The organism is Steroidobacter cummioxidans, assembly GCF_003104955.1.
Window position 1 is genome coordinate 1 of record NZ_LSRW01000112.1, and the last position, 11,875, is coordinate 11,875.

13 protein-coding genes and 1 pseudogene are annotated in these 11,875 nt (G+C 61.4%); 5 read left to right on the plus strand and 9 right to left on the minus strand.

The annotated features are described in order from the left end of the window. The 5 genes and pseudogenes from D0550_RS33195 to D0550_RS33215 all read right to left on the minus strand — a co-directional run. Window positions 1-283 (minus strand): annotated as a pseudogene (locus D0550_RS33195) (hypothetical protein); the annotation flags it as partial. 155 nt (window positions 284-438) lie between these two features. Next, entirely contained in the window at window positions 439-1,623 is a 1,185-nt protein-coding gene (locus tag D0550_RS33200; protein ID WP_241520998.1) for an ABC transporter permease, read from the minus strand. A gap of 13 nt (window positions 1,624-1,636) precedes the next feature. Next, window positions 1,637-2,788, minus strand: a complete 1,152-nt coding sequence (locus tag D0550_RS33205; protein WP_116813472.1) for an ABC transporter permease — start codon at window positions 2,786-2,788, stop codon at window positions 1,637-1,639. After that, window positions 2,785-3,477: an ABC transporter ATP-binding protein gene (locus D0550_RS33210; RefSeq protein ID WP_116813473.1), complete on the minus strand. Its 693-nt coding sequence runs from the start codon at window positions 3,475-3,477 to the stop codon at window positions 2,785-2,787. The genes D0550_RS33205 and D0550_RS33210 overlap by 4 nt, the downstream gene beginning before the upstream one ends. A 106-nt stretch (window positions 3,478-3,583) precedes the next feature. Continuing rightward, a complete protein-coding gene (locus tag D0550_RS33215) occupies window positions 3,584-4,828 on the minus strand; it encodes an MFS transporter (protein ID WP_116813474.1) in 1,245 nt (414 codons plus the stop codon). Between the two features lie 156 nt (window positions 4,829-4,984). Here D0550_RS33215 and D0550_RS33220 point away from each other — a divergent pair, with 156 nt between their 5' ends. Continuing rightward, window positions 4,985-5,350 carry a DoxX family protein gene (locus D0550_RS33220; protein ID WP_206606702.1) on the plus strand — a complete coding sequence of 122 codons (366 nt, stop codon included), beginning with the start codon at window positions 4,985-4,987 and terminating at the stop codon, window positions 5,348-5,350. Between the two features lie 20 nt (window positions 5,351-5,370). On the opposite strand, the gene D0550_RS33225 is transcribed toward D0550_RS33220, so the two are convergent. Both D0550_RS33225 and D0550_RS33230 read right to left on the minus strand, forming a co-directional pair. Further along, the gene (locus D0550_RS33225) at window positions 5,371-6,336 is read right to left on the minus strand and encodes a helix-turn-helix transcriptional regulator (RefSeq protein WP_116813475.1); all 966 of its coding nucleotides are present in this window, start codon (window positions 6,334-6,336) and stop codon (window positions 5,371-5,373) included. A gap of 202 nt (window positions 6,337-6,538) precedes the next feature. Next, window positions 6,539-7,162: an inorganic pyrophosphatase gene (locus D0550_RS33230; protein ID WP_206606703.1), complete on the minus strand. Its 624-nt coding sequence runs from the start codon at window positions 7,160-7,162 to the stop codon at window positions 6,539-6,541. Here D0550_RS33230 and D0550_RS33235 point away from each other — a divergent pair. The 3 genes from D0550_RS33235 to D0550_RS33245 all read left to right on the plus strand — a co-directional run bounded on the left by D0550_RS33235 (window position 7,147) and on the right by D0550_RS33245 (window position 9,476). Continuing rightward, on the plus strand, window positions 7,147-7,818 hold the full coding sequence (locus tag D0550_RS33235; protein ID WP_206606704.1) for an adenine phosphoribosyltransferase: 672 nt from the start codon (window positions 7,147-7,149) through the stop codon (window positions 7,816-7,818). The two genes, D0550_RS33230 and D0550_RS33235, sit on opposite strands and share 16 nt — an antisense overlap. Window positions 7,819-7,925: 107 nt before the next feature. After that, on the plus strand, window positions 7,926-8,543 hold the full coding sequence (locus tag D0550_RS33240) for a redoxin family protein (protein ID WP_161966204.1): 618 nt from the start codon (window positions 7,926-7,928) through the stop codon (window positions 8,541-8,543). 273 nt (window positions 8,544-8,816) lie between these two features. After that, window positions 8,817-9,476 carry a TIGR04211 family SH3 domain-containing protein gene (locus D0550_RS33245; protein ID WP_116813479.1) on the plus strand — a complete coding sequence of 220 codons (660 nt, stop codon included), beginning with the start codon at window positions 8,817-8,819 and terminating at the stop codon, window positions 9,474-9,476. Between the two features lie 358 nt (window positions 9,477-9,834). On the opposite strand, the gene D0550_RS33250 is transcribed toward D0550_RS33245, so the two are convergent. Continuing rightward, on the minus strand, window positions 9,835-10,995 hold the full coding sequence (locus D0550_RS33250; protein ID WP_161966205.1) for a metallophosphoesterase: 1,161 nt from the start codon (window positions 10,993-10,995) through the stop codon (window positions 9,835-9,837). A gap of 156 nt (window positions 10,996-11,151) precedes the next feature. On the opposite strand from D0550_RS33250, the gene D0550_RS33255 reads away from it, so the two are divergent. Next, window positions 11,152-11,625: a GNAT family N-acetyltransferase gene (locus D0550_RS33255; RefSeq protein WP_116813481.1), complete on the plus strand. Its 474-nt coding sequence runs from the start codon at window positions 11,152-11,154 to the stop codon at window positions 11,623-11,625. A gap of 6 nt (window positions 11,626-11,631) precedes the next feature. Here D0550_RS33255 and D0550_RS33260 read toward each other — a convergent pair. After that, window positions 11,632-11,875: DUF885 family protein (locus D0550_RS33260; RefSeq protein ID WP_116813482.1), on the minus strand; the 244-nt coding region annotated here is incomplete at its 5' end.

An 11,875-nucleotide genomic window follows, 5' to 3' on the forward strand; every position in this document is an offset into this window, starting at 1 on the left:
GGCTCGGAGATGTGTATAAGAGACAGGGATTGCGCACGTCGAGAACATCGACCGTCGAGGTCGCGGCATTCACCAGAAACAAACGCTTGCTCGAGGCATCGAACGCGACGATTTCCGCCGAGCCCACCCCGCCGGCATCGTAAGTCGCCAGCGGCTTCAGCTTGAGGTTGCCCTGGTCTTCATCCCGACCCTTACCATGATCGCCAGCGCTTGCCGGCGCAGCAGACTGAAACAATGCAACCGCGATGGCCGCGGCCACGCAGGAACGAGACGCGTTGGACATGAGGGCTCCGGGATCGAAAGGATGTTGTTTGCTGCCGTGCCTGCGCCTCTTCCCTGAGGCAGCCATCCATGCCCGGCTTATTCCCGGGCTATTCTTGTTTCGATGTATGACGCCTTAATGACAGCGCCGCATCGATGTGCGTCTGTGGCGAGCGACTAGATCGCTCGCAAGGCCATGGCCACGGGCAAGCGTGCGGCCCGCATTGCTGGGAAAAAGCCGCCGAGCACGCCGATGATGCAGGCCCAGACGATGCCCAGAATCATCAACTGCGGACTGACCGTCAGCTCGAACACCATCTGCCCCATGCCGCCACCCGACGTGCTCACGGTATTGCCATTGAAGAACAGCCATGCGATCAGCGCGCCGATCACACCGCCGATCAAAGCAAGCACCAACGCTTCGGCCAACACTGACGCCACCATGGCCGTCGAGCCAAATCCGAGTGCGCGCAAGGTAGCGATCTCTTGTAAGCGCGCGCTAACCGCGGAGTACATGGTGTTCAGCGCTGCGAACACCGCGCCTACCGCCATGATGCCGCCCACGACGTAAGCGATGACCGAGATGATCGTGCTCATGGTCTTGGACTGTTGCTGGTAGTACTCGCGCTCGCGCACTACATCCACGGCCAGCCCCGGGTTGGCGCTCAGCGAATCCTTGAACGCCTGAAATGCCGACGGTGAATCGAGCAACGCCGTCACACTCTGAAACGAGCCACGCTGATCGATGGAGATCAACGTCTCCGCATAGGTCATGAGTGACGACTCGTGCGCATCGCCGCCCGTTTCGAACACGCCGACCACGGTCCAGTTCGCGCCGCGCGAATTCACCACGTCACCGACATTCAGACCTTTGAACTGCGCATGCGCAGCCTTGCCGACGATCACCTCGGTGACGGCCGGTTGAAACATCCGTCCTTCGATGATCTTCAGCTCGGGACGCACCTCGAGCATCTTGGGACCGACGCCGCGCAGGATCACATTGATCTCGGCATCATCCTGTTTCTTGTGCAGGCTCAGGATGCGCATGGTCTCGGCGGACGTGATCGGGTTGCCATCGGCGTCGCGCTTGATGCCCTCACCGTCGACGATCAGCTTCGCCGAATTGCGATCCAGGGCGCTCGACGTTTCGGCGATGGCACCGTTGCGCATGATGATGGCGCGATCGTCGCGTCCGGTGTTCTGCATGGTGCGAATCAGGCCAGTCGACATCGCCAGCACGGAGACGAGCACCGCCACCACGCCGGCAATACCAATGACGACGACCAGCGACGTGCTCACCCGCTGCGGCAGGCTGCGAAAGTTCATCGCGGTGACGGCGCCGATCTGACGGAACATTTTCATGCAGCGCCCCCGATCAACGCCCGGCCAGCGCGTCGACGATGTTCAACTGTCGCGCCCGCCACGCCGGCGGGAAGCCGCTGACGAACGCCACCAGCACTGCGATGCCCGCGCCCATGGCAGCGACCAGGGATGGCATCGAGAAATTGCCGAACAGTTTCTGCAACGCCGGCGACTCGAACACCAGCGCCGCCAGCCCGATGCCGAGCGCAGCTGCGAACAGGCACAACAGCAGCGACTCCGTCATTACGAGCACCAGCACCTTGGTATCCGAATATCCCAGCGTCTTCAGCACGGCCAGCTCCGACGTGCGCTCTCGTACCGACTGCATCATCGTGTTCGCTGTCAGGAACAACAGCGTGAACAACACCGCGCCGACGATGGCATTGGCGATGAAATTGATGTCGCCCAACTGCTTGAGCTGCGACTGGGCCAATGCGAATTCCGTCTGCGTGCGCGTCTCGACCGTCGCGTTGGTGAACATCGCATCGATGTCACGAGAGACGCGATCCGCCTGCTTCGGGTCCTCGACGGACACGATGTAGTAATGGACCTGTCCGGTGCCGAACTGGCGCGCCTCATCGAAGTAGCTGTAGTTCAGATAGAACGATGGAAAGCTCATCCCGTAGGCACTGGCGTCGAACGTGCCGACGACATCGAACTCCCAGGCGTTGCTGCCGGACTTGTTGGTCCAGATCGACGTGCCGATGGGAACGCGATCGCCTATCTTCCAGCCATGCTGAGCTGCCAGCGCCTCACTGACCAGCACGCCCGTGCGCGTGCGCGCCATGGCGTCCAGGTATTCCGGCTTGATCTTGATTTCCTTGTAGACCTTGAACAGCTCCAGCACATCGGTAGCGAAGGCCGGAACAGGCTTGCGCGCGTCCTGGTAATAGCCGCCGAAATAGGCCCACAGCGACACCGCTCGAACTCCGGACACATTGCGGATGCGCTGCAGATATGAAATCGGCATGCCGTCGGTCATGCTGGTGCGCGCCGACACATACAACCGATCCACGTCCAGGGTGCGCATGGCAATGTTGAAGCCCTGGTTGATCCCTTGTAACAGACCGAACAGCAGGAACGCGATCACGATCGAGACCATCGTGAACACGGTCCGCGTCTTCTTGCGCCACAGTCCGGCCCACACGAGGCCGAAATATTTCATGCCGCGCGCCTCGAATCGTTGGCGAGCTTGCCCTTGTCCAGATGCAATTCGCGCGAGGCGTACTCAGCCGCCTTCGGATCGTGGGTCACCATCACGATGGTTTTGTTCTGGCTGCGGTTCAACGCCTGTAGCAGGTTCATGATCTCTTCGGCGTTCTGACGGTCCAGGTCGCCGGTCGGCTCGTCGCAAACCAGCAGGGTCGGATCGGACACGATGGCGCGCGCAATGGCCACGCGCTGCTGCTGACCGCCGGACAACTCGTTTGGCTTGTGACGGGCGCGATCGGCGAGGCCGACCAGCTCCAGTGCGATCTGCACACGCCGGCGCCGCTCCGACTTGGAAAGATCGGTCAGCAGCAGCGGCACTTCGACGTTGGCCTCGGCGGTCAACACCGGCAGCAGGTTATAGAACTGGAAGATGAAACCGATGTGTCGGGCGCGCCAGTCGGACAAACTGCCGCGCGACAGTTGATCGATGCGATCGCCCGCGACCAGCACTTCGCCGCTGGTGGGCTGATCCAGCCCGGCGACCAGATTCAGCAATGTGGTCTTGCCCGAGCCCGACGGCCCCATCAGCGCCAGGAACTCGCCGGTCTCGATGGTCAGATCGACGCCGTGAAGCACCTCGACCTTTTGTTTGCCGCGAACATAGCTCTTGGTGACATTGCGCAGGGTCACGAGTGCAGTCATGGCACTGATCCGTCGGCTATTGAAGGCGCGGCAGTGTACCCACTCGGGCAGCAGGACGTCAGGGGGGTGCCGGCAAATTGCGGCTAGCCGCCGGCGATGCCACCGATTACGCCGTTGCCGGCTGAGCCTGCAGCTTTGGTTCGCGGATCGGCAGATTCACAATAGCCGCCAGCAGCGCCAGCCCGATATCGGCATACCACATCCATAGATATGAGTTGGTCTGCGACAGCACCAATCCGCCGAGCCACGCGCCGAGGAAGCCACCGATCTGATGCGACAGCAGCGTCAGACCAAACAGCGTCGCCAGGTAGCGCGTGCCGAACAGCTTGCCGACCAGGCCTGCCGTCGGCGGCACCGTCGCCAGCCAGGTCACACCGAGCGCAGCAGCAAACATGTAGATGTTGAGCGCCGTCTTCGGCATCACCAGATAGATCGCAATGATGAGGGCCCGGCTCGCATACACCCACGCGAGCAGATATTTCATTCGATAGCGCTGCCCCAGCCAGCCGATGCCCAGGCTGCCGACGACATTGAACAACCCGATCAGACCCAGCGAGTTGGCTGCAACATTCGGCGTCAGGCCACACAGCTGCAGGTCGCTGGGAAAATGCGTGACCAGGAACGCAATGTGAAATCCGCAGGTGAAGAATCCGGCGTGCAGGTACAGATAGCTCGGATTGCGCATCGCTTCGCGCAACTGACTGCTCAATGAGATGTGTCCTGCCGCGACCGTGCTGGCAGCACTGCTCGCAGCACTCGCAGCCGATCGGACCAACGGCAACACCAACGGAATCGTCAGCAACGCGGCGAACGCCGTAGCAAACATTGCACTTGCCCAGCCCGCCACGCCGATGATGAATTGCACCAGAGGCGCGAACACGAACTGACCGATCGAGCCGCCGGCGTTGATGATGCCCGACGCCATCGAACGCTTTTCCGGCGGCAACCGCTGCGCGGCGATACCGATCAGAATCGAGAAGCTGCCCGCGGCGGCACCGGCCGCAGCGATCACTCCCATCGTGAGCAACAACCCGGCACTCGTCGTCATGAGCGGCGTGAGCACGGAGCCAAGCGCCAATAACAATGCGCCGGCGACGATGACTCTCGGCGCACCGTATTTATCGGCGATCGCACCGAAGACTGGCTGCGCAGCGCCGAACACAAACTGGCCGACGGCGAGCGCAAAGCTGAAAGCGACGATCGAAACGCCGGTACTCTGCGTGATGGGCAGCAGGAACAACCCTGTCGTCTGCCGTACGCCCATCGTGATGAGCAGGATCGCCGACGCCGCAAGAATGAGTCCAAGCGTGCTGGCGGACACAGATGCTGAGGGCGCGGTGGATGTGCTCATGAGGCGCCGAAGTATTGCGCGTTCCGTGTCCATGTCACCAGATGCTTTTGGACGTGATGCGTTCATCACTCTGGTGATCGAAACTCCGGTAATGCTGCAATCACCGGCGCGCTCCCTTATGATCGCGCGCCTTTTCTAAAGGATGGATGCTCGATCATGAAGATCTCTTCAATCATGGTGGTGCGCGTCGCCGTCGCGGCGATGTTCATCATTCATGGCGTCATGCGAATCGTCGAGAACGCCGTGGGCCCGTTCGGGCCCTTTCTCGAGTCGCGGGGCTTGCCGTTCGGCCTGGCCTGGGCATGGGCAGTCACCCTCATCGAGATCATCGGCGGCACCCTGCTGCTGCTCGGCCGCTACACCTCGGCACTCGCGGCTTACTTCATCCTCCAGACCGCGCTCGGCATCTGGTGGGTCCACTGGAAGGCAGGCTGGTTCGTGGTCGGCCTGGGACGCAACGGCATGGAATACAGCGTGCTGATCATCGCCTGCCTGTTCGCGGTGCTGCTCGGGAAAAAATGACCGGGGCCTGTCGCCAGGCCCTAACTGGTGGCGGCCACGACCCGCTTGGCTTGATTGCGCAGCTTGCGACGCAGCTCGGTGGGTTTGACGATATCGGCCTCGAACACCAGATCGAACAGGATGCGCAGCGCCGCCTCCTCGCGCTCGAAATCCAGCGTCACGGGCTTGCGGCCTTTGAAGTTCTCACCGAGCGGCTCGAGCCGGGCGCGAAACCAGTTGTTGAAACTGTCCAGCAACTGCTGCTTGCCCTTGGCCGAAATGTTCAGTTCCACCGGAAAAGCGACGGGCAGATTCTTCTCGAACTTCTCACACCAGGCATTCCAGAACTTGTGCAGATCGAAATCGGCATCGCGCGTGAAATTGGTGCCCATGGTCTGCAGCGACAACATGCGTGAGATGCGAAATACGCGCGTCTCCCGCTTCACACGACCGATCAGATACCACGTGTCGACTTTCACGACCAGCGCGTAAGGCTCGACCAGGTACTCTTTTTCTTCGCCGTTGCTGCGACGGTAGTTGATGTTGATGCATTCGTCTTTCCAGATCGCGGCACGCAGCGTGTCCAGATAAGGAGAGACGGAGTACGAGCGGAACCAGGGCTTGGTATCGAACAACAATCTGCCGCGAGCATGTTGAGCACGCAGCTGATGCATCGTCGGCACGGCGGCCGCGAGCTTGTCGAGAGCGGTACGGGTTGGCGCGGCCAGATCCTGCACGCCGATGCCGGCGGGACTCGCGATGAGCGCCAGTGCTTCGGCTTCGCCGGAGGACAGACCAGTCAGATCGGAGGTGTAGCCTTCGACCAGGCGAATGCCCCCACCCCGCCCCTGCTCGGTGTACACCGGCACACCCATGGTCGAAAGCGCATCGATATCGCGAAAGATGGTGCGAACTGAAACACTCAGTCGCTGAGCCAGCTCACCCGCGGTGAGCGCCTGAGCCCTCTGCAGGGCCATGAGAATGGCAATGAGTCGTTCGGCGCGCATGTCGGGATTACACCCTCAAACGCTGACATAGTATGTCAACGAAGACGTCAACCAAGACGCAAACCGACTACATCGCAACTCTCGCCCAAGCCAAGCAACTGCTAACGCTCGAATGAGCGACCTCAGTTACTCGGGAACTGATTCCCGGGCAGGTTCAAGCCCCCTCGCCCTTGAGGGCGAGGGAGCTGGGGTGTGGGTGCAGTTATCTCACGCCCATGAACGCCGACGTGTAATCCGCCTGGCTGCGCCGAATCGCTTCGTACGCATCCTCGCGACCATACACATGCGTGATCTCGACCGCGTGATCCGGCGAGCCCGGCGCGTGCTTGTACGTCAGGAAGTAATGGCGCACTCGCTCGATCACCGACTTCGGACACTGTGAGATATCGGTCATGTGACCGTACATCGCGTCGTCGCGCATCACCGCGATGATTTTGTCGTCCGCCTCGTTGTCATCGATCATGCGCAGGCCGCCGATCGGAATGGCCTGTACCAGCAGGTCCCCGTGGCCGATCGATTTCTCGGTGAGCACGCAGATATCCATCGGATCGCCGTCGCCCTTGATGTCGGTCTTGCCGGTGCGCTCTTCGCAATAAGCAGCGACGCGCTCGGCGCACAGGGTGCGCGGCAGGAAGCCGTACAGCGACGGGCAGATGTTCGAGAAGCGCTGCGGCCGGTCGATCTTGAGCAGGCCAGTGGCCTTGTCGAGCTCATATTTCACCGTGTCGGTGGGCACGATCTCGATGTACGCGGTCACGACGGACGGAGCTTCGGCGCCGATCTCGACGCCATGCCAGGGGTGGGCACGAAATGCGGAAGGAAACATGGTCGGCATTGATTGGAGATCTTGGACTAGAGGAGGATGAAAACCGGCGAACCTACCGGTCCGCGGCGAAAAACAGTCATCGGGACGATGCATGTACGATAATCGGGGACGGAGAGTTTACCGCAAAGCGCAGCCCAACCGATCTCGAGCTCATGACCGATCTGAAGCAATTCATCCGTGATGTCGCCGATTTCCCGCAGCCGGGCATCATTTTCCGCGACATTGCCCCATTACTGCGCAGCCACTTCGAGCCCACCATCGACGCGATGAGCGGGTTGCTGAACGCGGCGGAATGGACGCACATCGACGCCGTCGCCGGCATCGAATCCCGCGGCTTCATGCTCGGCGCCGCCCTGGCCGTGAAGCACGGCAAAGGCTTCGTCCCGATTCGCAAGAAAGGCAAGCTGCCGCCGCCGGTCGTCAGCGTCCCATACCAGCTCGAATACGGCGAGGGGGTGCTGGAGATGCAGCAAGGCAACGGCCGCTTGCTGTTGATCGACGACGTGCTCGCCACCGGCGGCACCCTGTACGCGGCAGCCGATCTATGCCGGCTCGCGGGCTATCGAGTCGATGCCCTGGCCGTGCTCCTGGATCTCAATCTGATCAAGGACTTCCGTTGGGAGGGCCAGCCGGCACGAACCGTCATCCGATACTAACCGGTGATTAAAACTGACAAATCTTCACCGCTGCCGGAGTGCCCGCTGCCCCGGCCTCGCTGACAATGCTGTCCATAGCTGGACCAGGAATGTCGTTGAGGGTTGCCATGAAAGACACAGCTAAGCGGGCACTGCTCGCACTGACCATGACCATGGGCCTGACCACTGCCGCGCTGGCCATCGAGCCGGGCCAGGGGGTCGAAAACTTCCGCCTGCTCGATCAGCAGGGCAAATCGCACGAGCTCCACTCCCTCTCGGACAGGAAAGCCGTGGTGCTGATGGTGCAGGGAAACGGCTGCCCCATCGTTCGCCAGGCACTGCCGGCGTTGGCCGAAGTGCGCACCCAGTATCGCAGCCAGGGTGTCGAGTTCCTGCTGCTGAACTCGAACTTGCAGGACACGCGCGAGCTGGTCGCGAAGGAAGCGAACGAATTCAAGATCGATTTTCCCATCCTGCTCGACGACTCGCAGCTCATCGGCGAAGCGCTCGGCGTGGTGCGCACTTCCGAAGTGTTCGTCATCGATCCCAAAGGCTGGCAGCTCAAGTATCGCGGTCCGATGGATGACCGACTGTCTTACGAGCGCCAGCGTCCAGCAAAGAATCACTATCTCACCGATGCACTCGACGCCGTGCTCGCCGGCAAACCTGTGGCGACACCGTACGCCGATGGCGTCGGCTGCCTGGTCAATTTCCCCGAGCGCGCTCACAAGACGAGTCACCACTAGCGCTCGCATTCAACCAAGCTCACGCAAGCTCCTAGCAAACATCGATCTGGTGCCGGCACTCGACGATTAAGTTTGCGTCAGCTCGCTACGCGAGCAACTCTTACAGGGCGACGACGTCGCCTTTTTTCCAGTGCGCGCAATTCACGCGCCGTGAAAGTACCTACGCATGAGCTGTCGCCAAATGGCGAACGCGGCGTTATGGCCGTTAAGTTTCGCTATAGTGCGCATCTGCCGACAGATCGGCAGCAACTAGACCTATAAGGATTCGTGCTGATGTTGAGAAAGGCTCTGCTAGCGCTGCTGCTGGTGCTAGGACCCGTGTGCGCCTTCGCCGCGACGATGTATATCTCCGATGAGCTGACTGTTCCTCTGCGCCGCGGCCCGTCGAACGGACACAAGATCATCAACGCCGCGCTGCCCAGCGGCCTCGCGCTCGAAGTGCTCGGCGAAGACAGAGCCGCCGGCTTCACTCAGGTGCGCACACCGAATGGCACGGAAGGATGGTTACCAACTCAGTATCTGGTGAGTCAACCCGTCGCGAAGGACCGACTGACCGTGGCGACCAAGCGGGTCGAGGCGCTCGAAGCGCAGCTGAAATCGGCGCGCGAAAATTATCAGGACGTGCGCGGCGCACGCACCGAGATCGAAGGCAAGGCCAGCACGCTCGCCAAAGAAAATCAGAAACTGCAAACCGAGCTGGCGGAGATCCGCCGCGTGTCGGCCACCGCCATCACCCAGTTCGAAGAAAACAAACAATTGAAGGCCAGCAACACGGCGCTGATCACGCAGGTCACGCAGTTGACAGAGGAAGTGCAGGACCTGAAGCGCAATGTGATGTTGCGCTGGCTGTTGTCCGGCGGCGCGCTGGTGTTGATTGGCCTGGCTCTCGGCGCGTGGATCAAGTCGCGCCCCAAGCGCAGCACCTGGGCGTAAAGAGTGAGCGGTTGAGTTGGGGGCTCTGAGCGCGGAGCCCTGAAGAGGAGCCTGTGAACGATCGCGGCGTCAGCTTGAGAGATCGTTGTGCCGTGGCCTGCAGGAGGACACCGATGGCCTAGACAACAACGGGCCAACTCACAAAACCTACTTTCCTCGACCGTTCACAGGCAGGCTCACAGATTGATATGAGACCAGCACGATCACATCGGACCCGGGAGCATGCTCGCAGTTCGAATGAGCTGCTTGTTGGTATAGATCCGGTAGCGTTCAGCAATGAACCCCCCGGAGCTGCGAAAAATATTCCATACCGGTGACGAAGCGTTACGAAGTAACGGCAATCGCCGCTGCGGCTGCGTCAAGGACGAGACAACACTTCCTTCGTGCCGTCCACGCGCGCTCGGAACATCTGCCCATCTTTGCGAATCAACAGGCCTTCCATCACGGGCGCCCGCGTCTGCTCATCCCGATGCGGATAGACCTGCACCGCGATCACGCGCCCTCCATATAAAGACGTGATGGTCGGCACGGTGGTGTGCCCGACCAGAATCGCCTGCACATCGAAGCGTTCGCGAATCAGCTCGATGTCCTTTGGCTCCGCCACCTTGAAGCCACCTCGGCGCGCGGCGTCCTGGAAATAGCCGCGATACCACAGCGGCCCGTTTTGGCCCATGACGAACTCGGCCTGCTCGCCGGCCGCCGCAGTTCGATCCATCAGCGCGGCACGCACTGCTTGATTCACTGTAGACAGAGTCAATCCGCGATCGACCAGCTCGCGCGAGACGCCGCCGTGCAGACACAGATACTGACCGAGGCGGAACACCGCAGCTTTGCTACGCAACCATTGGCCAAGTAATGTTTGCTCACTCCACAGTGCAGCGTATCGATCCGCGCCGAGCAGCGACGCGACGCGCGGGTATTTCGGATTGAGATATCGAGCGTCACCCGTGAGCACCATGGCTTCATGATTGCCGACCGCCACATGCACGCCGCCACCGGCGCGCAACGCTTCCCCTTCGAGTTTGTAAAGCAACCACAAGAGTTCGGTCTGGTTCGGGCCACGATCGAACACATCGCCGAGCACGGCCAGATAGCCCGAGCCGAACGACCAGCGCAAGCGATCGTCGATGACTCCGTGTCGTTGCAAGAGCTGCACGGCGATTTCAAACTCGCCATGCGTATCGGCCATTACGAACAACTCCGTGTGCTTGTCGATTTGAATGTCGTCTGGCGCTGGCTGCGCCGGCCCTCGCAATTCAACGTCGAACGCAGGAAAGGCACCGACGGCCGCGACCGTCACTACATCGCCCTCCTTGACCGCTCGTTCGCGCACTCGCGGCCCTTCGCTCTGCCCGTCGATCCATAGTGAATGCCAGCTGCCATCGACGGCGCGCAGGACATATGGCCCGTCCTGCAGAGTTTCGGCTCGCGCCAGGCCGATGCAGAACACCCACAGTGCCGCCGCAAGCAGCAGTGACCGGGCTCTCGTTCGTAACTGTGTCTGGAGGAGATGCGACATGGGTCGCATCATAGAGCAAATATTTCTTAGCCGGCCGCCGCCCACGTCACGGCGCCGAAACCGCACCCCCACCTGAACGCGAACACCCAGCAGGAACGCCCATTTGAGAGCCGCGGCCGGTTTCAGCCGCGCCGGATTTGGTTACTATCGACACCGATGAGCACCATCACCCTTGGCCCAGCGCGTATGGGGGACGCACCCGCTATTGCCCACCTGTCACGCGACCTGATCGAAGCCGACCTGCCGTGGAGCTGGACGCCCCGGCGCGTCGCCAGCCTGATGCGTCAGCGCGAAAGCGCCGCCGTGATCGCGCGCGATCAGAATCGTCTGGCCGGATTCATCCTCGCCCAGTACGGCGACGAGTCGGCCCACATCGCGTTGCTCGGCGTCGCGAACGAATATCGCCGGCAAGGACTCGGCCGGCGCCTGGTGCAGTGGGTGGAGGAAACCGCGATGGTTGCCGGCCTGTTCCTGGTGCGCCTGGAAGTGCGCGCCGGCAAGCGCGAGGCCCGCAACTTCTATGCGAAGCTGGGTTATCGCGAAACCGATCGGGTCGACGGCTACTACAGCGGCCTCGAAGACGCGATCAAGATGTCGCGCGACCTGCGGGCACTCTCCACGTCCAAGTAGCGTCGCTCAAAACAGGTCACCGGCCGGCCCCGGCATCATCTGGGAGCGCACCAGCGGAATCGGCGGCCCGCCAAACGACAGAAACTCATCGTTGAATAGTTTCCAGGCCTGCCGGCCGCCGCGACTGCCGGTCCAGTCGTCGCGCAGCTTGCGGATCATCAGCTTGCCCATCGTGTAATTCAGATAAGCCGGATCGTAGGTGCCACGCGCGGCCTGCTGTCGGGCATTGCCGGCATCCTGGAACGCCTTC